23 protein-coding genes and 2 pseudogenes are annotated in these 23,303 nt (G+C 54.5%); all 25 read right to left on the minus strand.

Features of this window, described 5'->3' with window-relative positions:
- Positions 1 to 519: 519 nt before the first annotated feature.
- Positions 520 to 912, minus strand: coding sequence for a hypothetical protein (locus U8U01_RS08125; RefSeq protein ID WP_322173221.1), 393 nt, complete (start codon positions 910 to 912; stop codon positions 520 to 522).
- A gap of 12 nt (positions 913 to 924) precedes the next feature.
- Positions 925 to 1,527, minus strand: coding sequence for a gamma-glutamylcyclotransferase family protein (locus tag U8U01_RS08130; protein WP_304433417.1), 603 nt, complete (start codon positions 1,525 to 1,527; stop codon positions 925 to 927).
- 13 nt (positions 1,528 to 1,540) lie between these two features.
- On the minus strand, positions 1,541 to 2,560 hold the full coding sequence (locus U8U01_RS08135) for an amidoligase family protein (protein ID WP_322173222.1): 1,020 nt from the start codon (positions 2,558 to 2,560) through the stop codon (positions 1,541 to 1,543).
- A complete protein-coding gene (locus tag U8U01_RS08140; protein ID WP_322173224.1) occupies positions 2,557 to 2,829 on the minus strand; it encodes a DUF6103 family protein in 273 nt (90 codons plus the stop codon). Before U8U01_RS08140 ends, U8U01_RS08135 begins: the two co-directional genes overlap by 4 nt.
- 14 nt (positions 2,830 to 2,843) lie before the next feature.
- Entirely contained in the window at positions 2,844 to 3,443 is a 600-nt protein-coding gene (locus U8U01_RS08145; protein ID WP_322173226.1) for a DUF6329 domain-containing protein, read from the minus strand.
- A pseudogene (locus tag U8U01_RS17455) lies at positions 3,406 to 3,888 on the minus strand (CHAP domain-containing protein); the annotation flags it as partial. The pseudogene U8U01_RS17455 and the gene U8U01_RS08145, both read right to left, overlap by 38 nt.
- A gap of 571 nt (positions 3,889 to 4,459) precedes the next feature.
- Positions 4,460 to 6,292, minus strand: a complete 1,833-nt coding sequence (locus U8U01_RS08155) for a VirB4 family type IV secretion system protein (protein WP_322173230.1) — start codon at positions 6,290 to 6,292, stop codon at positions 4,460 to 4,462.
- Positions 6,293 to 6,308: 16 nt separating this feature from the next.
- A complete protein-coding gene (locus U8U01_RS08160) occupies positions 6,309 to 7,112 on the minus strand; it encodes a class B sortase (protein ID WP_322173232.1) in 804 nt (267 codons plus the stop codon).
- Entirely contained in the window at positions 7,093 to 7,680 is a 588-nt protein-coding gene (locus tag U8U01_RS08165) for a hypothetical protein (protein ID WP_322173233.1), read from the minus strand. The genes U8U01_RS08160 and U8U01_RS08165 overlap by 20 nt, the downstream gene beginning before the upstream one ends.
- A gap of 5 nt (positions 7,681 to 7,685) precedes the next feature.
- Positions 7,686 to 7,946 carry a hypothetical protein gene (locus tag U8U01_RS08170; RefSeq protein WP_322173235.1) on the minus strand — a complete coding sequence of 87 codons (261 nt, stop codon included), beginning with the start codon at positions 7,944 to 7,946 and terminating at the stop codon, positions 7,686 to 7,688.
- A gap of 12 nt (positions 7,947 to 7,958) precedes the next feature.
- A complete protein-coding gene (locus U8U01_RS08175; RefSeq protein ID WP_322173236.1) occupies positions 7,959 to 8,933 on the minus strand; it encodes a conjugal transfer protein TrbL family protein in 975 nt (324 codons plus the stop codon).
- Positions 8,934 to 8,957: 24 nt separating this feature from the next.
- Entirely contained in the window at positions 8,958 to 9,290 is a 333-nt protein-coding gene (locus tag U8U01_RS08180; RefSeq protein WP_322173238.1) for a DUF3852 domain-containing protein, read from the minus strand.
- Positions 9,287 to 9,628 carry a DUF7768 domain-containing protein gene (locus U8U01_RS08185; RefSeq protein WP_322173240.1) on the minus strand — a complete coding sequence of 114 codons (342 nt, stop codon included), beginning with the start codon at positions 9,626 to 9,628 and terminating at the stop codon, positions 9,287 to 9,289. Before U8U01_RS08185 ends, U8U01_RS08180 begins: the two co-directional genes overlap by 4 nt.
- Positions 9,625 to 14,796, minus strand: a complete 5,172-nt coding sequence (locus U8U01_RS08190) for a VaFE repeat-containing surface-anchored protein (RefSeq protein ID WP_322173242.1) — start codon at positions 14,794 to 14,796, stop codon at positions 9,625 to 9,627. Before U8U01_RS08190 ends, U8U01_RS08185 begins: the two co-directional genes overlap by 4 nt.
- A 109-nt stretch (positions 14,797 to 14,905) precedes the next feature.
- Positions 14,906 to 15,676 (minus strand): hypothetical protein, encoded by a 771-nt coding sequence (locus U8U01_RS08195; protein WP_322173243.1) that lies wholly within the window; start codon positions 15,674 to 15,676, stop codon positions 14,906 to 14,908.
- Between the two features lie 5 nt (positions 15,677 to 15,681).
- Positions 15,682 to 15,819 carry a hypothetical protein gene (locus U8U01_RS08200; protein WP_322173244.1) on the minus strand — a complete coding sequence of 46 codons (138 nt, stop codon included), beginning with the start codon at positions 15,817 to 15,819 and terminating at the stop codon, positions 15,682 to 15,684.
- 16 nt (positions 15,820 to 15,835) lie between these two features.
- Positions 15,836 to 16,183, minus strand: coding sequence for an AbrB/MazE/SpoVT family DNA-binding domain-containing protein (locus U8U01_RS08205; RefSeq protein ID WP_322173245.1), 348 nt, complete (start codon positions 16,181 to 16,183; stop codon positions 15,836 to 15,838).
- Positions 16,180 to 16,434 (minus strand): hypothetical protein, encoded by a 255-nt coding sequence (locus U8U01_RS08210; protein WP_322173247.1) that lies wholly within the window; start codon positions 16,432 to 16,434, stop codon positions 16,180 to 16,182. Before U8U01_RS08210 ends, U8U01_RS08205 begins: the two co-directional genes overlap by 4 nt.
- 12 nt (positions 16,435 to 16,446) lie before the next feature.
- Positions 16,447 to 17,361, minus strand: a complete 915-nt coding sequence (locus tag U8U01_RS08215) for a DNA adenine methylase (RefSeq protein WP_322173248.1) — start codon at positions 17,359 to 17,361, stop codon at positions 16,447 to 16,449.
- A gap of 137 nt (positions 17,362 to 17,498) precedes the next feature.
- Positions 17,499 to 17,810: pseudogene (locus U8U01_RS08220) on the minus strand (hypothetical protein); the annotation flags it as partial.
- Positions 17,811 to 17,845: 35 nt separating this feature from the next.
- A complete protein-coding gene (locus U8U01_RS08225) occupies positions 17,846 to 18,562 on the minus strand; it encodes a DUF1281 family ferredoxin-like fold protein (protein ID WP_322173252.1) in 717 nt (238 codons plus the stop codon).
- Entirely contained in the window at positions 18,547 to 19,752 is a 1,206-nt protein-coding gene (gene dcm, locus U8U01_RS08230) for a DNA (cytosine-5-)-methyltransferase (RefSeq protein ID WP_322173254.1), read from the minus strand. Before dcm ends, U8U01_RS08225 begins: the two co-directional genes overlap by 16 nt.
- A gap of 34 nt (positions 19,753 to 19,786) precedes the next feature.
- Positions 19,787 to 20,089 carry a DUF4314 domain-containing protein gene (locus U8U01_RS08235; RefSeq protein WP_322173256.1) on the minus strand — a complete coding sequence of 101 codons (303 nt, stop codon included), beginning with the start codon at positions 20,087 to 20,089 and terminating at the stop codon, positions 19,787 to 19,789.
- 16 nt (positions 20,090 to 20,105) lie between these two features.
- Positions 20,106 to 20,951 carry a hypothetical protein gene (locus U8U01_RS08240; RefSeq protein WP_322173258.1) on the minus strand — a complete coding sequence of 282 codons (846 nt, stop codon included), beginning with the start codon at positions 20,949 to 20,951 and terminating at the stop codon, positions 20,106 to 20,108.
- A gap of 179 nt (positions 20,952 to 21,130) precedes the next feature.
- A complete protein-coding gene (locus U8U01_RS08245) occupies positions 21,131 to 23,194 on the minus strand; it encodes a thioredoxin domain-containing protein (protein ID WP_322173259.1) in 2,064 nt (687 codons plus the stop codon).
- Between the last annotated feature and the right edge of the window lie 109 nt (positions 23,195 to 23,303).

Here is a 23,303-nt window from a genome sequence, read left to right on the forward strand (position 1 = left end):
TTTTCAATAAATTCCGACTTGCTTCGGCAGTCATCCTGTCGGTATAGCTCCTTGACCTTCTCAAGTGTATCTGGATGGAGCCAAAGTGCGAATTTGTATTTGTCCTTTGGCACTGAAATCTTGCAACACCTCTTTTCTGATGGGCAACCCCGGAATATTTGGCTGAACACGGCCATTTATTGGGACTGCAACCCCATTTTTATTAAAACACAAATTTAGCAACCCCTTTTTGATTTCTGTCCCGGAATCCCGAAAAAGCCCTACGCGACCGGCATTGCCGGGCGTGGTGAGCCGTGCCGGGGTGCAGCAGCAACCCCGGCACTTTCTCCCGCTTGCTTTTCGACCTTGCCCAAACCCGCCCCAAATCTCCTAAAACCAGCACCTCTCCAAACCCGGCCCACAAATGCCCAACACGGCCTGCTTGGGGCCTGGGCCGAGTGTTTTCCCGACCTGGCCCCGCAAGCCCCGACATGGGGCCACACGGTGGGCAACGTGGGCCGACTGTGCTGATCCACTGCATTAGATTTTCTTATCCGGCGGCACGATGCCCTCCAACCGCTCAAAGCAGCACTCGGTATAGGACAGGCCATTCTCCGAAACGATCCTGTCCAGCGTAGCCAGCATATCCTGTTCTTTCAGACTGGCAGGGCCGCTGGGGCTGTCGAAACAGATCCACTCGGCAGAACCGGGGGAATCCTTGACATACACGTCATAGCCCAACCACAGGGAGTCCTCTGCCTGGAACAGCACCGAGTTTATCTTCATGCATCCCACAGTCAAGCTGGCGGCGACGGTATCTTCCATGTGCCGGGGACCTTGTCTGCGCAGACGGAACACCTCCCGGTCAGTCATGAATCTCTGGTACACATAGCCATCGCCCATCGTGCGGCGCAGTTCTTTTGCCCGGTTCACGCTGCCACCTCCTCACATATGAAAGTGGAAATCGTAGCCCTCACTCTCGTTCTCATCATCCTCCACATCATCCCACTCAGTTTCTTCCTCATCATCGAAATCCTCATCTTCCTCCGGCTCATCCTCGCCGTAATCGAACAGGGACTGCTGTTCATACCGCACGGCGGAATCGTAATAATGCTGTGCGCTGCTCTGCAAAGCCTGTTCCAGCGCGGAGGTATCCAGGCCGCAGTCCCGGTAGCCCTGATGCACCGTAGCGTAGTAGTTGGGGGAAGGAAGGTTGAAATTCATCCGCAGGTTCATCACATAAACCATGGCGCTGACTTCCTTGCCGCCCACCTGCACCGGCACATCTTCCTTGAAATAATGGCTGGGGAACCCTTCATACATATCCAGCGCCCTTTCGTCCCTGGCCTGAATCTCCCATAAGCCCACAGGGACGGATGCGCCGTCCTTGGGCGCAATGGTAGCAAAGGCAGAGCGTTCCCGGCCCTTGAACTGCAACTCATAGCCTTGCAGCATACCGGTTCCGTAAAATTTTGCAGTAGGGCAGCGGTACTTCATCTGCCCTTTATTGAGGTTACTGCCGTAGGCAACGTATAATTTCTTAGCCATATCAAACGTCCTTTCACATTCTCATGCCCATCTCTTGGGACTCGTCTTGTTCATTTTCTGTTATCGATTCCGGCGGAGCGGGTGCTTGCTCCATAGCCTGGGCAACTGATTCTGCCAACCGTTTCTCAGCCAACCGTTGCTTTTGAGCCTCAGCCTGGGCAGGGTCTTTCCAGGCAATATTACCCTCCAGATTTTTCAGCAGATGGTGACGGGCCGTCTTGAACTCATCGCCAATCAGCCCCAGCCGCAGGAGCCACACCCGGAAGGTATACTTCTCATTGCTGCTCTGTGTCTTAATTCTGGATGCCGACTTCTGCACCAGCGCCTGGTGGCTTATAGCAAGGCAAAGCTGGATATACGATTTTATCTCCCCAGCGTGGAGCGTGGAATTGAACAGCCGGAACTCGATGGTGCCTTTGGAGAACACGCTGTGCAGATTGAGCCCATGGTACCGCGTCCCATCGTAATGGTCGTAGCGACCGGTGGGGCCGTTGTACCAGATGGACTCCAAGGTATTCATGGAAGTGGGCCGCTTTTCATTGAGTTCGTCCAGAAATCTGGTATCCGTTTTCGCACAATAATGCTGCCGGTGCACGTCCACCTTGAGGGTCTTGTAGAGCAAGTCCTCTTTTGCGGCCATGATATTCACAATGTTGCGGAGGGTTTTCACGTCATGGTTTGATGCGTCCACATGAACATGGATACCACAGGAATCATTGACTTTGGCCCCGGCAGAGCGCAGCTTACGAATGAGCTCCTGGATGGTTTCGATATCCTCGTATTTGCAGATGGGAGACACGAACTCCACCGCGTAGGCCCCATTGCTGGAGGAACCCCGGCGGGATTCCCTGCGGATAGAAGAATCAGACACAAGTTTCCACTGCCGGTTCTCGTTATCGCGCACCGTGTAGGTGTCATAGCCGCCGCCCACATGGGTAGCGCTGGTATCAAAATGACCGGCGATCACCTGGGCGGCTGCGGCCCTGGTGATGCCGGTCATCTCGATCTCTATTCCGAACTTTTGCGTCCTCAAAAGCCATCACTGCTTTCCGGGCCAGGTGCCGGGGCGGATTCCTGCTCTGCCTGCGGCCTGGGGCGCTTGCGTTTCTCCGCAGGTTTCACCTCCATACCAGAGCGCAGGTCCAGGAACTCACGGACATTGCCGGGGACGGCTTTGGCATAGAGTGCGTCCACGGCAGAAACCATCTCCTGCTCAACCGCCTGCCCTTTCTGCTCCAAGTATAGGCGCAGAGCGGCCAGCTTTTCTTCGTCATAAGGAATCGTTATAGAGTCTTTTTTCATGAAAAATCCACCTTTCACATAGACATCCCCGGAGTTTCGTTCTGCACAAACTCCGGGGCAACCGTCAGGCATATTTCATTGTTTGTGGTCTCCATCTCATCGAACTCCGGGCGCGCGGAGAGCATATCCAGGAACAGCCGCCAGTCAAAAGTGGTCAGGTCTTCGTCGAAGATTTGCTTTTCGACGTCCCTGTCTATATCGGCGTAGGAAATAGTAAACTGCCCATCCTCCTGACCGGCAATCGCCTGCTGGACGTATTTGTCCACCAGCGCGTCCATCTGCACACAGAAATCCCGCAGTGTGGGGTACCGATCCATGAGCGACAGCGTCCTCGCGCCGGACAGATATGCGGCGTACCGTGCGTAGGACATCCCCTCGGAATTCACAAGAATTCCGTCATCGATGCCCTCACATAGCACCAGCATTCCGTGGGTGATGCCATGCTTGTCCATATACATCTCGCTGGCGTGTTCCGCAATGCAGGGATGGTCCCGCAGCAGGTGTTCCTTCAAATAGCGGAACTCACCGGGCGGCAACTCCACGGTGCGTTCGATCTCCCAGGGCTGGGCCTTGATCTCAGGCTCCTTGCGCTGGGGAATTACTTTCACTATCATCTTCTGTACCTCCGATTTCATATTTCGGTGTACCATAACCCAGGATCTCAAAGTATCCTATTGGGTAGCTGTTCTGCTGGCAGGCGTCGCCGGAGTTTCCCTCTATGGTGTACACTCTGCCGTTTTCTACCTTCTCCACGATGCCAACGTGGTCGGAGTTGCCGTCCTGGGTGCCGTCATCGTCCACCCAATCGAAAAATATAATAGCCCCTGATGTGGGCGTGGCGGAGCCATCCAGCCAGAGGTTCCTGGCCTTAAACCAATTAACTCCCTGGCTGCAGCCAGAGAAGCGGGGGATGATCCCGCTGTCGATATAACCACACTGGTCGGCACACCAGGAAACAAAACAGGCGCACCATTCTACCCTGGAGGTGAATCCGTACCAACTCCAGTACGGTTCGCCGCCCACATTGCCAAGCTGGGAACGGGCCACGTCTACGATCTGCCGGTTCACAAAAGTCATGATCTTCTCGAAATCCGCAGGGTCAATGTCCGTACCAAAGGCTACATTGACAGCGGCGATGAGTTGGGCATTGGTCTGCTCTTCAACGAAACACCCAGCCAGCTTTGCGGCAAAGTCCGGTTCGTGGGCGAAGTCGCCCAGAGCAAAGACAAACAGCACCAGCGCCTCTTTGAGCCGTTTTTCCTGCCCTCTGCCGGTCAGCTCCGCTTGAATGGCGCTGCCGGTATCCTCCATGAATTGCAGGTCGGCGCGCTGCCCGGCAGTGAGATTCTGCACAGCCAGGCGCTGGAACTCATCCACGTCTATTTCGAAATCAGCGCTGAAAATGGCGATCACCGCCGCAATGGGCATGATGACCGCCACCAGCAGCGTCAGCACAATGCCGACCACTTTCTTCAAGGTTTTGGGGTCTGACAGCAGAGCGACAGCAATTTTCTTGAGGGCCGCGCCCAGGGCAGCACTCATAACAGGTTCCCCCTTTCATAAATCCTGGAGCGCAAGCGAAAAAGGTAACGGCACTTACGCTGTTCGTATGCGAATTGCCAGAGGTGGCTCACCTCCCACCTGCCTTTCCGAACAGAACGGACTTGTAGTCCGGCGCAATCACCTGCAAAAGATACCGCTCATTGCCGCAGCGGTACAGGCAGGTGCCGCGCTCCGGGTACTTTATCAACTCAAACTCGCTGGGTTCCACCTGCAAGGCGTCCATGAAGTCCTTGGGGTTGATCTGCCCGGCATTGAACAGAAACTGATGGGTTGGAATGGAAAACAGCGGTTTCGTAAACTCCCGGATGCTGGGAATCAAAAAATCCTCGATATTCTGGCTGGCCAGAATGATCGAGGAATCTTTTTTGCGAACACGCTTCATGGCATTGCGGATATATTCGATTGCCGTCATATTGGTGAGGAAGAGATACAGCTCGTCGATGCTGGCGGCGGTGTTTCCCTTGCCCAACAGCTCGTTGGACATATAGGAGAGGATATTGAACAGCATGGCGTCTTTCAGGCGTTTGTTGGTATCCATCAGCCCTTTCACACCAAAGCACAGGAACTTGTCATCCACGATATTGGTATGCCCATTGAAATATTTGCTCTCCGCGCCCACGCACATAGAGTTGATGCCCAGGCACACTTCCTGGAGCATTTCCTCGGTGTAGAGGTACTTCCTCTCTCTGTCGTAGGTGTTGAATTCCTCCTGGCACAGCTTATAGAAGTCGGACATGATGGGGAAATCCGTTGGCCGCTTAGTGGAGTAGTCGGTGCTGTCGGTGATGCCGAACCGGGCGTAGAGCTTCATGAGGAGTATCTCGATGGTATCAATCTGGGGGTCGCTGAAATCCTTATAGGCCCGGAAGAAGTCTTTGAGGAAGGCGATATGCTGACTCAAACGGGTGACCCGCTTGAAAGCATCAGGTGTACCGGCGTCCACATCGCCGGAGCCGTCTGTCCATGCTTTGGGTTCCAGCGGGTTGATGGTGTACTCCCCGGACATGAAGTCAATATAACAGCCACCCAGAGCGCGGGTCAGCTCCTCATACTCACTTTCCGGGTCCAGGCAGATACAGGTCTTGCCACTTTCCCGAATATTTGTTAAAATGAGCTTTAACAGGTAGGACTTGCCCTGCCCGGAGTTGCCCAGGATGAAGATGTTGCTGGTGGTTTTGTCCTCCGCACGGCGGTCAAAATCCACCAGCACATTGGAGCCGTACTTATCCCGCCCGATATACAGTCCGTGGGGATCGGTCTTGCCGGAGAAATTGAAGGGATAAAGGTTCGCCACACTGGATGCAGGCAGCACCCGTTCGTACTGCGCCCCAAACTGATTTGCGCCTACAGGCAGAACAGAGAGGAAACCCTCTTTCTGGCGCAGGGTCAGCCGGTCGACAGAGATTTTGGAGCGGGTGAGTTCCATACTGATCTCACTCTGCAACTCCTTCAGCTTGTCCAGCGTCCGGGCCTTGAGCTCGATAAATACGGAACAGTGGAGCAGGGGTTCCTTATTCTTCCGCAGGTTGGCAAGAAGCTCCACCACATCCTGGAGGTTGCCCTGGGCCTCGATGGTTTCATTGACATCGTTGCCGCCGGACATGAGCTTGTTTTTGCGAGTGGCGTTCTGCATGATCTTGCGCTGCTCCATGGGCTCCACCAGCCGATGGTAGATGCGCAGGGTCACGCCGCTGCGGTCGGCAAGCTGGGAGAGGATGGCCTGCTCCTCGGTGCTGGGCGGGTACTCGCGCACCACCCACACTGACCGGTAGCTGTCGCCCACGATATAATAGTCACTCATGAAACGCACAGTACCAGGCAGGATGCAGTCAAAGAAGTCCTTGGTGCGGACGGCCTCAAGCTGGGCCGGGTTCATCTTTTTACGCTTTTTCTTAAACATATAAACACTTCCAATACTATATTTTTGCCGCTATGACCAGCAGCCTGCCGTTGTGGGAAGAATCGTAACAGGTGGACAGGGTCAAAAGCTGCCGTCCATATTTAGGCAAATCGATAACCGTGAACAAAGCCCTGCCTGCAATATTTCCAACAGCCTTGTTGAAATCTTCCGCGGTACCAGCGTCCACAAACTTGTACCAGTCATCGTTACTTTTGACCTGTACCACGGCAAACACCTGATACTCAGCACAGCCGTCTGCTGTTTGAAATTCAATGATGGGATGCTGGTCGCAGAAGTCTTTCTGCACATAACCCCGCAGCCCCGCAAACATGGTACCGTTCATCATGTTGTGGCCGTAGATGATGAGATTGTCACTGTCCAAGGTACACCTAAAATCCAGGAATGGCACACCCGATTCGCTGTACTCGCCGTGAAAATTCCGGCGCAGGTACCGCTCTGGATCGTCTGTCGTGTGCATGACGGGGTAATTGATGTCAGTATCGGGAATATACAGCCAGCCCACAAAATCGTCGTTCATGGCGAAGAGTTCGGAGAGGTCGCGGCGCTGTTCTTGAGGTTCTTCTCCATTTTCCGGGGCAGGAGCTACGGTGGCCTCTGGCTGCTCAGTCACAGCAGGAGATTCCGTTGGAGTGGAAATCGAATCGAGATTTTCCATCGTCACCAGTTTGACGAGCTGCTCGAAGTCCTTATTTTCTTTCTGCCGTGACAGAATCTCTCTGCCTACCATGAATCCACAAACCAGCAGAATGCCCAACAGCAGAAAAGCAAAGATGCCGAATTTAATCCTCCGGCTCGTCATGGTACACCTCGAAAAACTGGCCGCCGTCTGTGTCGGGCAGCTGGTCGCCATTCATGCTGGAATCGAAATAGATAGCCAGAAAGCGCTTGATATCGCTTTTTCTCATGCGCCGCACCTCAAAGCCCTGCTCGGAGATCACTTTCTCAATGCGGTTCACGGCCTGGAATACCTGCTCAGATTTCATCCCCTTGCACCGGCTTATGAAAAGGAACTGCCGGGCTGTTGCCATCTCCGCCTGCGCCCGATCCAGCATATCCATGTCCTGCTCCAGGAGCTGCCGCACCTGGGGATTGCGTTCCTCGTGAAGCCGCCCTTGCAGATATACCTGGTTGTCATCGAAACACTCACAAGAGTCGGTGCAGGTGATCTCGATATCCGGGATGGCAGACAGCACCATCATGAGGTGCCTGATTTTTATCTCGATGTTCGTGTGGGACAGCACCGAGATATTGGTGGGGGACACCAGAAAAAATAAGAGCTCGCCACGGCTGGTGGCAAGCCCGTATCTGGTGAAATTCTGAATGCCCATGAGCTCCTGGGTGGAGCGGCCCTTCTTTTTCTTTGCCAAGTTCGTTACCTCCAATCGTAGCTTTGCTGGCTGGATATGAAATAGCTGGCGGCATACCGCAGGAAATCCAGAACAGTGGTGTCCTCCATGCGGATGGTGAGAAAAGCAAAGCACAGCGTCACCGCCGCTGGTACCATGAAGTGGAGCTGCACCAGGGCCAGCACCGACAGCAGCGCCGCCACGCACAAAATGGCGAAGTCCCGCAGGCCCCAGAGCCAGAGGTTCGCCGTCGCTTTCAGGTTTTGCGGATATAAATAGGTCGTCATTTGATCCCTCCTTTATGCGAGCGCTTTTGCCACAGACCGGGTCATGTTGACCGCTGTGCTGGTGGCGTGTACCACGCTCATCATATTGACTTTTACGCTGGAATCCAGCCCAAACTGCTGGGCAATCCTTGGCACTTCGCCTGCCGCCAGCATGATCCCCAGCGCCAGCAGCATATTGTCCGAGAAGGTCAGCAGGCCCAGGAACAGCAGAGTTGTCTGCATGAACGCCGTCAGGCATAGGGCAATAATTTGTTTTACCCACTGGTTGAATCCATCGGTGTACCCTCTGGGAACAGAGAACATATACAAAGCTCCCACCGCCATCTGGATGAGGAGGATGCCGCCGCGCTTGATATTTGCAAAAAATATCTTCATTACGCAGTACGCAAAAGCTATGAGGGCCAGCAGTTCAAACAGCCCTATCACGGTATTCTGGGGCAGTACGAAGTTCGCCGTCAGGATGGCAATGCTCTGTTCAGACAGCCCCTGGGCTTGCTCTCCTGAGAAAATGCGGGTCAAGTCCCCGGCGAAGGTGTTTTGCAGGCTGATGCAGAATTTATACAATTCCACGGGTGCAACTCCTATGAGGGAGCAGGCGAAGAACCCTTTCAGCACATTTATCGCCGTAGTCTTGACACTGGCCCTGCCGGTCTGGTATTCTATAGCTATATCGAAAACAGCCACAACAGTCCCGGCGATAAACAGCGACCAGCCGAAGAGAGTGAACAAAGATATCGTTGCACTTACCCAACTCAGGTTGAAAATATCCGCGCCCATGTTTCCCATCATGGTGAAGAAGTCGCTGGCAGCGTCGAAAATCGTGTTGTAAAACCATCGGATCATGGCGTCCCATATGGCAGCAGACACCTGGTCCCCAATCGTATCGAACACCCCGCCCACGGCACTGCCTATGCCGCCGAGAATGTCCCCTAACCAATCAAAAATGTTGACCACCTCCAAAAAATGTAGGGACGATGGACGGCACACGCCGCCCATCTCCCGGTTATAAAATCACAAAATCGACCAAATATAGAGCGGGGCAGTGAGGGTGAAAATCAGGCAGGCAAACAGGATAGCCGGAGCCGTGAACTCGATCTGCCCATGTTTGCGGTAATCAAAATAAACTCCGCCAACCTTAACGAAAAACAGTATTGCCAGGATCATGTCAATGACAGGGAACACCACGTTGTCCACCACCGTGCGGATCTGGGTCTGCGCTGCTGTCCAGGTACTCTGGATGGCCCCGGCCACATCGCCGGTGGCCATGGCAGGAACAGCAAAAACAGGCACCAACAGTGCCGCAAAAATTGTACAGAACAGAATCTTCATCCATCTTTTTTTCATACCGCAACATCTCCTATCACTTTATTGATCTCATGATCTTTGATGGTTCTGACCTTGATATTCAGATTCCGGGCAAGCTTGATTTCGTTGGCCATGCCATCGGTGGTCTCATCCCCGAACACCCAGACCTCGTCACAGAACCATAACAAGGACAGCCCGGCAGCGATACCCATTTCACGCTCCGCCGGAACAGAATCATCCAAACACAGCGCATAAAAATGCGGGGTGACCGGGGCCGCCCCGCACCTCAGTGCGTATTCAGAGTACCGCCGTGCTTTCTCGATATTTCCTGCTATATTTCCCGCAAGGGGTGCGCAGATATACACCTTCTTCATCATTCAAAATCCTGCTCCTTTTTCTTTCTGCTGTACATAATGATGCCGGATACCAGGCCGCCCAGGGCGATAGCGCCCAGGCCCAGCCAGAAGCCCATCATGGAGCGGTCTCCAGTTTGGGGGTTGCCGGGGTTAGGAGTGGTGGGCTTATCCGGTGTGGGCGGCACGATCTTCACGGTCTGACCCTCGTCGCTGATATCCTCGTGGGCGGCGATTTTTACTTCGCCCTGATAGAGCGTTTCGAACACTACAATATCTGTGGCCTGTGTGATGCCGCTGCCGTCAAAGGTGAACTGCACTACAGTTTCACCATCTGCTTTCTCGGGCGTAAAAACAACCTCGGCCCGAATCTCCTGATCGCCGATCTTCAGAGGTTCGCCTGTGGCTTTGTCCATGAGAACTCCTGCCAGCTTGTACTCCGTGCCGGGGGTGAGGTTCTTGTAAGAGACCACATCCTCAATGGTGATGCTCTTGGCAGGCGCGGCATCTTTCTTGCCGTCGATAGTAGCTTTGGTGCCGATCTCCGGCCTGGTAACGACGATGGTGACCGTCTGGTCCTTGTCGCCAATATCCTCGTGAGTGGCGATCTCTTTGCCATTCAGAGACAGTTTCTCAAACACGACGATATCTGTGGTTTCGGATACCCAGCTTGTATCGAAGGGGAAGGAAACGGTGACTTCACCCTCGGCGCTTTCAGGTGTGAATGTCACTTCAGCGAGGATTTCCTCACCGTTCAGCTTGAAGGGTTCACCGGTGGTTCTATTCATGAGGGTGCCGGTCAGCTTATACTCTTTGCCAGCGGCCAGTCCCTTGTAAGATACGACATCCTCAATGGTAATGAGACCGTCAGCGTTCACTTCCTTTTTGCCGTCAATGTGGGCCTTGGTGCCGATCCGAGGGCCGGTGACTGTTACCTTGACCGTCTGGGCAGGGTCCTCGATATTGGCGTGGACCGCCAGCTCGATCCCCTCACGGGACAGGCTCTCGAAGGCCACGATCTCGGTGGAATCCACCAGCCCGGTGGTGTCGAAGGTGAATTGTACTACAGTTTCGCCATCTGGGGTATCGGGCGTAAAGACGCTTTCAGCATGAATTTCCTCGCCGTCTACCTTGAGAGCCTCACCAGTGGTCTTGTCCATGAGGATGCCGTAGACAGAATACTCCTTGCCAGGGGTCAGGTTCTTATAGGCTACCACATCGTCGATGGTGATGGGGCCGTCGATGGTAACTTCTTTTTCTTCACCGATGGTGGCCTGGGTGCCGATCTCAGGTACATGGACAGTGACCGTCTGGCTTTCGTCCTCAATATCCGCATGAACAGCTAACTTTCTGCCATCCAGATGCAGATCCTCGAACACCACAATATCCGTGCCGGCCTTGATATACTTTGCATCAAACTCAAACACAACAGCTACTGTGCCACTGGGACTCTCAGGGGTGAATGTGGTTTCAGAGCGCACCTGCTCACCGGCAATTTTAAGAGGATTGCCTGTAGATTTGTCCATAAGCACACCCTTGACAACGTACTCCTTGCCCGGCACCAGATGGGTGTATTCCACTGCATCTTCCAGGGTGAAGACTTCGGTGGCGTTGACTTCCTTTTCACCGCCGATGGATGCAGTCGTGCTGAGTTCCGGGATGCGGTCATTAACAACAGTGATTTCAATAACCTGTTCGTCCCGCTCCACCTGCACATGATGCACGTCGGTATTGGGCAGATAGCCCTCGGCAGGCTGCAGCTCTCGCACGATCCAGTTGCCCAGAGGGACATTCTCAAAGCTGAACACGCCATCTTCGTCTGAGGTAGAGGTCAGTATGGCAGTGTCCGAAGTGAACTGTAATGCATCAGGACGGAACAATCCGAACAGCGCACCGGCAATGGCTTCCTGATTCTCCCGGTCGATTTTCATGCCCTTGATGTTGCCGTAGATGAGTTCGTTGGCGATGGGTTCGCCGTCGTTGAGGGCAACTTCTACCAGTGCCACGTCCTGGCCAGCATACTCGAATACAACCGGGTACATGGTATCCGGCAGGGTGTAGTGCTTATCAGTAGAAACCTCTTTGGCATAGTAGCTGCCCAGAGGGAGGTCGGTGGCAAACACAACAAAGCCGTCCTCGGCGCAGTTTATGGTTTCAATCAAGCCGTCGGTGGGGATGATGGAACCATCTGCGGCAGTGATATCCTCACTGGCGTACAGACCAAACTGCACCGTAGTGATCTCGCCATTCTTTCCGATCTGGAACGGCTCGTCCTGCTCCAATACCTTCTCCAGGCTGATTTTTATCTTCTGCCGGTCATCATGAAGGGTGGTACTGGTTTCAGTAATATCGATTTCCTGGCCTGCATAGGTCAACTCCACCAGATGCGTTTCTGTGTCCAACACGGTGCCAAACGGGGCCTCGACTTCCCGCACCTGGTACTTCCCCAGGTAGAGGGGGGCGGTGGCAACAGGGCCGTCCTGGGCGGTCGTAAGGGTGGACACCACCTCGCCTGCGGAATAGCGGAGGGTACCATCGGGAGTGATGATGTCCTCGGCGGCGGTCACCTCATAGATAGCGCCTGCAAGAGCCGTTTCCTCGTAGACCGGCTGGTAGCTGACAGGGAAGGTGATTTTATTACCGTCCTCGTCGGTGGCAGCGCCGCCCAGAGCAGTCACGGAAGAGAACACTTCGCCCAGTTTCGTGATGCTGATTTTGCCCTTCTGAGGCATATTGGGGCGCTCAACTTCTACCACAGTGACGGTACTTTCTTCAGTGGAATTGTCCGGGGTGATGTCAAAATAGACAGGCTCGGAGTTCAGCACATAGCCGTATGGGGCCTGCACCTCCACCAGGGAATAGCCGGTACCGTAAGGAAGGGACTCCGGGGTGATGAGCGTGCCGTCATTGGTGGTATAGAAGGTATCGATTTTGGTGACCGCCGGATAGGTGAACTGCATGGTAACCAGCTGACCGTTGGGATCGTAAATCTGGAAACCTGCGCCAGCGTAGGGGATAGCCTTGCCTGTTTCCGCGTCGGTCTTAATAACTTTGACATAGCTGGCAAAGGGAGCGTTGTTGATGAGATAGCGGTATACGCCGCCATCCTTATTGATGAACACGTCGAAGTCCTTCATGAGCTCGCGCCCATCCCAGCCCATGGTCTGCCGGACGGTGTATACGCCATAGGGCAGCAGCTTGGTTTCGGCGTAGCCGTTCTCGTCGCAGGTCAGGTAGTCCCGCTCGGATTCTTTTGCGTTATCATAGCTGCCGGAGGACTTGAGGAACACGGCAAACTCAGCGCCGACTTCGGGGGTCTCGATCTGGGTGGAGCCATCGTCGCAATGCTTGATGAGGGTGATTTTTCCCTTCTGTACAGTTTCGGGGCTGGTGATGGCAGGAACAGAGTTAAACTCCACTGTATACTGCTTGGGGTCAGCGCCTACAGGATAGACGGTTTCGTCCAGCAGGTACCCCTCGCTGGGGGTGATCTCCTGCACCGTCCAGCCAGAACCGCAGGTGTAATAGCTGGTGGTAAAATGACCGTCGCTGTCGGTGGTGTAGGTGTCCACCAGCTTGCCGTCCTTGTACACGCCGTAGACGGCCCCTGCAAGAGTGGCGTCACCTTGGGGGACGGAGGTTTCTTTGTCCACCTTGTTCAGAGTAATATTGAACTTCTTCAGCACATTGCGGAAGGTAATATTAGTGACTTTCTCCCACTCAATATTGGTGGTCTGCGTGGAAGGCACAACGTAACGGACAGCCGTATCCACTTCCTCCAAGGTATACCCGCTGCCGGTGGGTACGTCGGTGAACTGCGCTGTACCAGAACTGTTGGTAGTAGCGTACAAATCAACAGTTTCGCCCGCGCTGGAAGTGCCGTAGAGATGGAAACGAACACCAGAGTTCAGGCCATCCTCGCTGTTTTTAGTGACGGTCAAGCTGCCCTTCTGGAGGGTGTTGTTGAAAGACACGGTTGCCGTCTGACCGGCCTGCACGGTCACCTTTTGTGGCTCCTGGGGAACATAGTCACCAGATATCTGCTCGGTTACAGTGTATTCGCCGGGCTGGAGGTTGTCAATCTGTACCTCACCCTTGCTGTCCGTGGTGACGGTCTGGTCGATACCGTTGCCGGTGATGTGGAAGGTAATGCCAGACACCTTGCCGTCCTCGGAGGTCTTGATGATTTTAGCGGAGCCGTAGGAAACCTTCATTTTGAGATAAGCTGCAATAGGGTCGCTCACAGGCTGGGTGTAGGTGACGGTATTCTGCTGGCCGGCGCCGGGGCCGAAAGTTCCGTCATCCCATACTACCAAACCCATGCGCTTGGACTCCTTCTTACTGGCGCTGACGGTCACGTCGCTGGTAGGAGCGGTGGGAGTGGTGATAGTCAGTGTATTGCCGCTGGCGGTGAACTTCATGCCGGTATAATCGGAGGAAAAAGCATAATTTCCCAGCACCTTGTTGGTATCGATCAACGAAGCGGTATACTGGCTGCCGTCCCATTCCAGTTCGATGGTGGGCGCTTTTCCCTTGCTCTTTGCCATGAAGGACGGTACCTTGCTGTGGTTCTGGACACTGGTGACCATGCTGTTGTAATGGTCCAGGATACGGGAACGGAGCGGGTGGCCTGCCTTGATGAAGTCCAGGACAGCATTCTTGCCACCGGTGCTGACATGGCCGAAATTCTCGTCACGTTCGCCCACGATGGTTTCCCAAATCAGGAGCTGCGTGGCATAGACGTGGGCCAGCTTGTCCGCACCCGCGGCGTTTTGAGACACCCAATCCGGGTCAACGGTGCCGGTGTAGCCATACTGTATAATGCGCCCGATGAGCGACTTGATCGTATCCCCATCGATGGTTTTGTTGTAAGCCGAGGGGTAGTTGTCCCAAAAGGTTTCGTCTTTGGAGGTGAAGGGTTCGCCGTTGTCGATGGGGACGCCCGGTTCGATACAGTACGCCACTTTGCCCTCGTAGGAGCCAACACAGAATGTGGCGAACATATCATAGGCGTCCATGTGCCAGCCGTTCATGAACTGGAGATCATCCCGCTCCCAATGGTCACGGTTGGCGTCCGCGCCGCGAGGGAAACTGATCATATAGATTTCGGAGCGCTCCCCAGCGGCCTGGGCCGTGATGCCAAAACTGACGAACATGGAAAGGCACATGAGCAAAGCCATGACCAGTGCCATACTTTTTCTTTTAATGGATGATGTCATTTACTCTCCTTTTCTGCCCTGGTGGGCAACAAAAAAAGCGCACTGCTTTTTTACAGTGCGCTTTTTGATGGTTATTTTATTGTTATGCGTACCCGATATAAATGTTGTAGGTGTTGCTGCCGGTGGATTCATACCAGATCCATACGTCGGTGATATCCGGGTCGTTTGCATATCTATTCAGCCTGCTGTTGATATCCCTCTCCAGGCAGGTGCTGTGGGGTCCGGCCCCGATGGGGTTATCCCAGCAGTCTACCGCGCTGCTTTCCAGCCGCAGGCCCAGACCTTGTGCGCAACTTTGGGCGTACCCGATCCAGTAGCCGATGTCGAAGGCAGGTTCCTCGACGATGGGTTCCGGGGTAGGCTCGGCAGGGGCGGGTGCTGGCGGCTCTGGTGTAGGAGCAGGTGTCGGTGCCGGGGTGGACGTGGCTTTCACGGTGACTTTCAGGTAGGCGTCCGGCTCTGTGGCAGGCTGTTTTGGCGCTGGCGTGGATGTCGTAGCCTTGGAGTCCGTGATTGAGTCGGAGCGCTGTACATCCAGGCTTTGCCCGGGTTCTTGGGTCTTTTCTTCTTCCACCACCGAAGTGTCGTGCTGCTCATTGTTGTCAGCCTGATGGGTTTCCTGGTCCTTTCCTGCGGTGTCTACCTTTATCTTGAGTCCTGCGGCGATCTGCTCCAAGGCAACGCTTGTGTCGATGTGGTCATCGGCTATTTTAGTGGGCGATTCTACATTTAGCACAAGGGACTGGGAAGCGGGTTCCGGCGCATTTTGTGCGGCCTGGGGCTGTTTGGCTTGGCACCCGGCGCTGCTGATAAGCAGGGCGGCGGTGAGGATAGCGGTCAAGATTTTCTTCATAAGATTCATCCTTTCTTGGAGTTTTTCTTGACCACAAGGATACCACATTTTTCTGAAAAGTCCAGACCAATTCCGAATAAATATGCAACAAATATACGGTCAGAAACTGCCCACGATCTGGGCGGAGCGCGTATTAATTTCATGGGGATGCACCTCCTGTTAGAGGGGCGTGTCGGCGCTCCGGATGCCCGGTGGGGAAGTTCTGATCTCCCTGCGGGGCAGCCTGCCCAGGCTTTCCGAAAGCTGCACGAACGCTGCCTTTTGCAGTTCCAGGGGCAAGGAGTCCAGCAGTTCCAGGAGCATGGCCCGGTCATCCGCCACGGGTTGCACCGTCTTACTCTGGCAGTTGTCGCACAGCTTTTCCCTACGGACGATCACTGATCTGCCGTCAGCGGACTCGGTGAAGGACAGTACATCATTGTAAGCGAAGCCCACCCGCTGCCTGATTTCGTAGGGGATGGTGATTCGTCCCCGCTTGCCCAAAATACGCAGAAGTTTCGTATTCATTCGTCCAGCCCCCTTCCGTCGCAGTTGGCCTCACAGGGGCAGTTCTCACAGTCAAACTCGCAGGGCACAGCGTTTAGGGGACAGCTCTCGCAGTCCCTGTCGCAGACATAGTCGCTGGTGGTGTCAGGCGTGTCGATAATAATCTTCCCGGCGCGGGAACTCATCTGGATGATGCTTTCCGTATTGATACCCGCCTCAAGGAACATCTCCAGGGGGACGGAAACCAGAATAAATTGTTCACTGTGGTTCATACAAAACACTTCCTATATTTCAAATTTCATCTGTGCTGGCTCAGCTTTTTCCCGCGCAGACAGGTCATAGTTGCCGATGAGCAGCTCCTTGAACTCCTTTCCAGCCTCATACCTTTGGGCCATGGAATGCACTCGGGTAAAATCAAACATGGGGAACCCCTCGTACAACTCTCGGATCTCGGGGCAGTCGTTGTAGGAGAGCAGGAACTTGCCCTGCATGGTTGCTGCCGTATCCCGCAGGCGTACATGGTCCTCCCAGGCGAACTCTACTGCGTACATATCTTCCGTGGAGTAGTAGGGCGGGTCCAGGTAGAAGAACGTGTCAGGCCGGTCATAATGGTGGATGAGAGTTTCAAAGTCCTGGTTCTCTATGACCGCATTCGCCAACCGGTTTTCTAACTGCTGGATAAGGCCGAACAATCGCCGCAGGTCAAAGGGCTGGGATGCAAAGGACTTCTTTCCGCTGGAATAGCTGTATCGCAGCAGTTTCAGGTACATGGCGGCCCGGCGCACGTCGTAGTCCTTGGTAATGCGCTGACGAACCGCCTGCAATTCCCCTGCCGCTGGCGGCGGGAACAGGATTCCTGTCAATTTCATTTCTTCTGCCAGGAATCTATCATCGAACTGTTCATGCTGGAAAAACTTCTTGATGGCCTGGAAGTCAGCGCGGGAGTTCAGATTGCAAAATCCCAATTCCCGGATGGTAGCCATAGTGCGTTCCTTCATGCAGTGAAACAAATTGACCAGATTCCTATCAAAATCATTGTAGACCTCAAAGGAGCCAGGTGGCTTACCCAGCAGCACACTGCCGGAGCCGCCGAACACTTCCACAAACCTGCCGTATTCCAGGGGGAACAGATTGTAAATGATAGGGAGGATGGGCGCTTTATTGCCTACCCACGATACCGGCGATTTTATATTGGTCACCTCGCTTTTAGCCGGAAGAACGTCCAGAAAACGAAAAAAGCCGGTATCATCGTTTTCTGAACGATTGATACCGGCTCAATTTTCTGTTATAATTATTTCATGGACATCCCGCTGTCGAGATCCTCATCTTCCTCTGTTTCTGCGGGTTCTTCTTGCTGATTGCCATAAAACCCGCCCAGGCAGTTGGGAACATAATCGGACAGCCATGTGCCGCCAAAGGTATCGTGGGTCTTTAGCCGCCAGATAGCCAATCGGCCCAGGTCTGCATCCACATCCTTGAATGGGAACAGCAGGCAGGTCAAGCCGTCATGCTCAAAAGTGGAACACGCCTTGAACACACTTCCGTTCCGCAGGATACCTTCTTGGGTCAGCAATCCATTGATGCCATCTACCCACTCCTGCAAATCGCCGCCGCAGCCTTGGATGATCAGGCCATCGGAGTTTTTCATGCGGCGCAGATCGTCCGTAGTGATATTTTTGATACTCACAGTTTTGGCCCTCCTATGGTTTCACCGTCATCCATGTTCTCATCTTCTTCCATGCCGTCATAGCCCCACAGCCCGTTGGCATAGTCGATGGCCTCCTGCCCGGTGGGATAGTATTCATCGCACAGCCTGCCGTTGTGGTATCCATCTTCACCGCAGTTCATCCCGATGTCCTCGTTGGCAAACTGGTGGGTGAAGTCCAGATCGGGATACATTTCAGCCAGCTTTGCCACGATGGGCTGGGGAGGAGCCCAGGCAGTTAAAAAGCGCAGGGACTTACCGTCAAACTGAACGCCGCCCTCGTAGCCGTAGGCGTTCCACTTGGTACCCCAATTCCTGGTTCGCCATTTATACCAGGTGGCAGCACCATACTTTTGCTCATTCTGAAACGCCTGCCTGCCCAAATTCCAGGCGGTGCGGTCAATGTCGGGCCGAACACGGAGAAACGCCTGCTCCGCCTTTTCGGGGATATTCAGCAGGTCGAAGTCCTCTTTTTTGCCGTTAAAGGTGTAGACTTCGATGAAGTCCTTGTATGCTGTCAGGCCGCGAGTGGTCTGGCTGCTTTCTTCGATTTCCAGCTCCGGCGGCATGGGGATGAGCTTGTTGAAGTCGATAGAGCCCAAGCCATATTCGTCGTTCTTGACGGCCCCAAACAAGGCTCTGACACGGGCAGGATCACCCTTAATTTCGATGATATTTGTCACATGGTTTGGCATGACGACCTCCAATAAATGTCTTTGATTTTCTCGCCCAATGCGGAAATAACAGACACCGTCACGGCGTTGCCTGCCATTTTATAAAGCTGTGCGTCAGACAGCCCAGTTGCGGCAGCTTTGTGGAACTGCTCGTCTTTGAATCCCTGCAAGCGCCAGCACTCTATGGGCATGAGTTTTCTCACTTTTCCATAGTGAATATGGCCGTCTGCGTCCCGCACAGGAACAGCAAATGGCGCTTTAGGATTTTCTACGAACACACCGGAGCGCCCGCCCTTGAACTTACCAATGCCGGTATCCTGGTTGGCCAGCAGACACCGGGCATTTTCGGTCAGGCTGGGATCTTCGTTCAGGTCGATAAAAAAATAGCCCTGGTTGTTGCCAGGGGTGACAGTATGCGCAATTTTGTCCCCAACCCTGCCACGCCTGGTATTCATGGTGGCATAGGCCAGGTCGATGCTGTCTCCGGGCCTGGCGAGCTGATAGCCAGCTTTCGTCATAACCTTGATGGGAAGAGTAACGTCGTATAGGCCGGTCTTGCCGCCAAAGCCGCCAGCCGTGCTGGTCAGGGTGATGGAGACTCCGGTGGGGGAGTACACCCGCCGTCCCTCTGGTCCAGGCAGGACTTGCTCAAGAGCCGCTCCATTTGTGTCTGTGAAAGAAAGAACTTCGCTGGAACATTTTCCTCTAAGATATCCGACAATATACACTCTCTTTCTCGACTGGGGGACTCCATGATCCTTGCTGTTAAGCACCTGCCACGCGACATCGTACCCCAGGTCATCCAGCGTACTGAGGATGGCCGCAAACGTCCGGCCTTTGTCATGAGATAGGAGTCCGGGAACATTCTCAAGCAGCAGAAATGCAGGTCTTTTAGCGGCGGCAAGACGTGCGATCTCAAAGAACAGAGTCCCTCTGGCGTCGTCGGCAAATCCTCTCCGCTTTCCAGCGATTGAAAAAGATTGGCAAGGGAAGCCGCCGCAAATAAGGTCGAGATCCGGCAGCGTGCCGGGGTCAATGGTTCTGGCGTCTGCAAAGAAAACCTCTCCTTCTGTGTCATATATGGCGTTATACGCCTGGTTCGCATACTTGTCTATTTCGCAGTGACCCACGCATTCAAAACCGCCCACGGCCTCCAGGCCGGAGCGGAAACCGCCGATCCCTGCGAACATATCAAAAAATCGGATAGCCATTTGCCATCCGACCTACCTGGTAAATATTCACCTCCTACATCTTCATGCCGAAGTTCTCGTCCTCATCCATATCCTGGCTTTCTTCCTGTTCTTCTGCCAGTTCTTCCTCCGTCAGCTTGCGGAAGGAGTCCTCACTGGGGATGATCCCAATCATCGCGCCGGTGTCAAAGTTACAGTGCAGGGTGCCGATGTCATCCACAGCAATTACAGTCCCGCGTGTATTGTCTTTCACCCGGTGGATATCGTTGCCCATGCTCAGCAGCATGATCCGGGTGCCGGAGGGGTACTCTGCTTTATATCTTTCTGCCTGACGATGCAGGCGATCCCATTCGTTCATATTGATACCTCCATTTCTAAATGCCGCCCATGCCATGGTGCGGTTCCAAATGTTCTTCCAGTTCATCCTCGGTGCAGAGGAAATACTCATCACCGCTTTTCCAGTAGGAAACATACAGGTCGCCCTCGTCTGTGCTGATGGGGCGCTGCTCGAAACCTTCTCCAAGCCCATCTGAACATTGGCCAATGATTTCTTCCCGCAAATCAGCCATTTCCTCTGCCGTAAGCGACTCCTTGAGGTGGCAGTCGATTCGGCCCAGGAGCCTGCCATCCACTTCCTCCACTGTCCAGACGGCGGACATGAGCTTGGCTTCTACACCAGGATTTCTATCCAGATATTGCGCCATATCGCCCATCTCCGGGGGCTGCTCGTCCGCGATGGCCTGCTCGATCTGATCCTGATATGCCGTCAGGAAACCGCCGCCCACATCGATATAGTCATCGTACTCGCCGTCATCCAACTGCCCGATCAGGGGACAGTAGAACGTCAGCTTTTCCGGCCCGGCGGCCTGGGTCATGTCACGGATATCGTCCAGGAGCATTTCCTTGGTGAGGTACTGGTTGTGGAGAATGTTCTGTTCCAGTTCAGTGAGGATTTCCTCTCTGGCAGTGGACACAGCGAACGCCGCGGTGTTGGCATCAGCCAGGGTATCACTCTTGCCGAATACCCGAAGCAGGCAGCTGCCGATCTCGCTGTCAGCCGTGAGTTCCACTTCGGCTGCATTGTCACCTTCCAGCAGGAGACTCCGGGGCGTTTTGCGGATGCCCATTTCCAATAGGGCGTGATGCAGTTCATTGATGTTGGTAGGCAAGTCTCGTTCGAGAACCGAGCCTGCCTTTCCTGTGATTTTTGCTTTGATCATTCGATACACCTTCCTTCCAGAAATGAAAAAAGCCGGTCGCTTGTTTTGGAGGAAAATCTCCAGCGACCGGCTATGTAAAAAGAAATTACTAAAATAAAAACCAGCAGAATTTCTTCCACTGGTCGGCTTAAGGGGTGAGGGTATCCGCATCCCTGCTCTTAAATAATCAGGGACTGGGGTCACTCACAGTGTTTGTCTCGCTTGATAGCGTAATCTACGCTGTGTTTCCGGGCAATATGCTCAACGTTTTTATGTGTCAAAAGGGACTCCAGTTCGGTTATACTGTCCACGGGCTGGGTGCAGGCTTCGCCCCAGCATAAATAGTACCGCGTCCCTTGCTCTGGAATAGGATAATCCTTTGTGAACGGAGCCAGAACTGCCAGCCCATCGGCACTTTTCGAGGTTTTGACCAATACCGTCAGTTCAGGGCGTGTTGTTTGCCGAAGAAAGGCTTGCAATTCTTCCGGCGTTTCCTGTGCTGTCACCATCAGTTCCGCCGACGGCCATAGTTCTTCCAGAAAGGCCAATAGGGCAAAGCTGTGTCCAGCAGGGTAATTCTGTGTTGACCCTGCCAGCCAGGAATATTGAAGGTCTGCCGCTTCCCGCCAGCGCATTTCCCCGGTGAGCCGGGCCAGCCGGGAGAGCACCAGCGCTGCCACAGAGTTTCCAGAGGGCATCGCGCCGTCGTAGGATTCCTTCGTTCTGGTCAGCAGCTGCTCCCCGTCCGAAGCGTACGGGTAAAAACCGCCGTGTTCCCCATCGAAAAAGAACTTCAACAGGTAATCGGCCAGTTCCGTACAGCGGGTGAGGTAGGCTAAGTCATAGGTAGCGCTGTACAGCTCCAGCAGCCCATAGGCGTAAAAGGCGTAGTCATCCAGCTTGCCGGGGTGAGCGGCGTCTCCATCCCTCCAGCGGGCCAGCAGCCGCCCATTCGGAGTGGTGAGCTTTTCCATAAGGAAATCTGCTGTCCGACAGGCTGCATCCAGGTACCGGGGTTCATCCAGCACCAACCCCGCTCTGGCCAGTGCAGCCAAGGCCAGCCCATTCCAGGCGGTGAGGACCTTGTCGTCCCGGTGGAGTGTCGTCCGGTTCAGGCGATAGGCATACACACGCTCCCGAAGGGCAGCCATTCCATCCGATTCCTGGTCAAATTTCTCCTGGCCCAGCAGATTTGGGATGCTTTTCCCTTCAAAATTCCCCAACTTGGTAATGCCGTACCATTGGCAGAAGCGCTCTGCATCTTCCTTGCCCAGGACGGGAAGCAGTTCCTCTGGGGCCAGCGTGTAATATTTTCCTTCCACACCATCGCTGTCCGCGTCCTGCCCGCAGCAGAAACCGCCCTGTGGCCCAGGCAGATCCCGCAACACATAGTCCAAAGTGCGGCGGACGACCTGCTCATAGAGCGGGCGGCGGGTATCCTGAAACGCCTCGGTATAAGCCAGTGCCAGCAGGGCGTTGTCGTAAAGCATTTTTTCAAAGTGGGGGACCAGCCAGCGCTCATCGGTGGAATACCGAGAAAACCCACCGCCCACATGGTCGAACAGGCCGCCCCGGTACATGGCGTTCAAGGTGTGAAGGGCCATCTCCCGCGCGTACCCATCTTCGGAGAGACGGGCATAGCGCAGCAGGAAAATCAGGTTGTGGGGGGAGGGAAACTTGGGCGCGGAGCCAAACCCGCCCCACTGTCCGTCAAAACTTTGGGCAAATTGACCGGCAGCCCGCCGGACAAGTTCCCGGCTGGGCGCACCGGGCCGGTTTTCCGTCTCCCGGCGCAGCTGGGCGGTGAGGCTCTCCCCAGCAGCCAGCAGCCCCGCCCGGTCCTCCCGCCACAGGCGGGCCGCTTCATGGACCAGGCGCAGGAGCTGTGTTTTCGGCAGGTAGGTACCCGCCCAGAACGGCTTCTGTTCCGGGGTGAGCAGCACAGTAAGCGGCCAGCCGCCGGAGCCGTTCATGAGCAAGCACGCTTCCATATACACCGCGTCCACGTCCGGGCGCTCCTCCCGGTCCACCTTTATGGGGAGGAAGGAGGCGTTGATGGCCTGGGCCACGGTTACGTCCTCAAAAGACTCGTGGGCCATAACGTGGCACCAGTGGCAGGTGGAATAACCAACGCTCAGAAAGACCGGCTTATCCATGCGCTTTGCTTCCTCGAATACTTCCGCATTCCAGGGGCGCCAGTCTACCGGGTTTTCCGCGTGCTGTAGGAGATAGGGGGAATGTTCCGTGCTCAATCGGTTGCTCATTTGTGCTCCTTTCCCGGCGTGGTGCCGGATGTTGTAATAAGGCAAGTGTTTGCGTTACAGGGGCGAAATATGAACCGATGGGCAAAATAAAAGTCAGCGGAATTTCTTC

The sequence above is a fragment of the Acutalibacter caecimuris genome (assembly GCF_034335085.1).
In the GTDB taxonomy this organism is placed as follows: Bacteria; Bacillota; Clostridia; order Oscillospirales; family Acutalibacteraceae; genus Acutalibacter; species Acutalibacter caecimuris.

Excerpts from the sequence above, each read along its gene's own strand:
- U8U01_RS08245 (WP_322173259.1), bottom strand. The coding sequence starts at position 23,194 with ATGAGCAACCGATTGAGCACGGAACATTCCCCCTATCTCCTACAGCAC.
- U8U01_RS08225 (WP_322173252.1), bottom strand. The coding sequence starts at position 18,562 with ATGCCAAACCATGTGACAAATATCATCGAAATTAAGGGTGATCCTGCC.
- U8U01_RS08240 (WP_322173258.1), bottom strand. The coding sequence starts at position 20,951 with ATGATCAAAGCAAAAATCACAGGAAAGGCAGGCTCGGTTCTCGAACGA.
- U8U01_RS08130 (WP_304433417.1), bottom strand. The coding sequence starts at position 1,527 with ATGGCTAAGAAATTATACGTTGCCTACGGCAGTAACCTCAATAAAGGG.
- U8U01_RS08180 (WP_322173238.1), bottom strand. The coding sequence starts at position 9,290 with ATGAAAAAAAGATGGATGAAGATTCTGTTCTGTACAATTTTTGCGGCA.
- U8U01_RS08235 (WP_322173256.1), bottom strand. The coding sequence starts at position 20,089 with ATGAACGAATGGGATCGCCTGCATCGTCAGGCAGAAAGATATAAAGCA.
- U8U01_RS08160 (WP_322173232.1), bottom strand. The coding sequence starts at position 7,112 with ATGACGAGCCGGAGGATTAAATTCGGCATCTTTGCTTTTCTGCTGTTG.
- U8U01_RS08195 (WP_322173243.1), bottom strand. The coding sequence starts at position 15,676 with ATGAAGAAAATCTTGACCGCTATCCTCACCGCCGCCCTGCTTATCAGC.
- U8U01_RS08190 (WP_322173242.1), bottom strand. The coding sequence starts at position 14,796 with ATGGCACTGGTCATGGCTTTGCTCATGTGCCTTTCCATGTTCGTCAGT.
- U8U01_RS08210 (WP_322173247.1), bottom strand. The coding sequence starts at position 16,434 with ATGAACCACAGTGAACAATTTATTCTGGTTTCCGTCCCCCTGGAGATG.
- dcm (WP_322173254.1), bottom strand. The coding sequence starts at position 19,752 with ATGGCTATCCGATTTTTTGATATGTTCGCAGGGATCGGCGGTTTCCGC.
- U8U01_RS08200 (WP_322173244.1), bottom strand. The coding sequence starts at position 15,819 with ATGAAATTAATACGCGCTCCGCCCAGATCGTGGGCAGTTTCTGACCGT.
- U8U01_RS08170 (WP_322173235.1), bottom strand. The coding sequence starts at position 7,946 with ATGACGACCTATTTATATCCGCAAAACCTGAAAGCGACGGCGAACCTC.
- U8U01_RS08205 (WP_322173245.1), bottom strand. The coding sequence starts at position 16,183 with ATGAATACGAAACTTCTGCGTATTTTGGGCAAGCGGGGACGAATCACC.
- U8U01_RS08140 (WP_322173224.1), bottom strand. The coding sequence starts at position 2,829 with ATGAAAAAAGACTCTATAACGATTCCTTATGACGAAGAAAAGCTGGCC.
- U8U01_RS08185 (WP_322173240.1), bottom strand. The coding sequence starts at position 9,628 with ATGATGAAGAAGGTGTATATCTGCGCACCCCTTGCGGGAAATATAGCA.
- U8U01_RS08145 (WP_322173226.1), bottom strand. The coding sequence starts at position 3,443 with ATGATAGTGAAAGTAATTCCCCAGCGCAAGGAGCCTGAGATCAAGGCC.
- U8U01_RS08155 (WP_322173230.1), bottom strand. The coding sequence starts at position 6,292 with ATGTTTAAGAAAAAGCGTAAAAAGATGAACCCGGCCCAGCTTGAGGCC.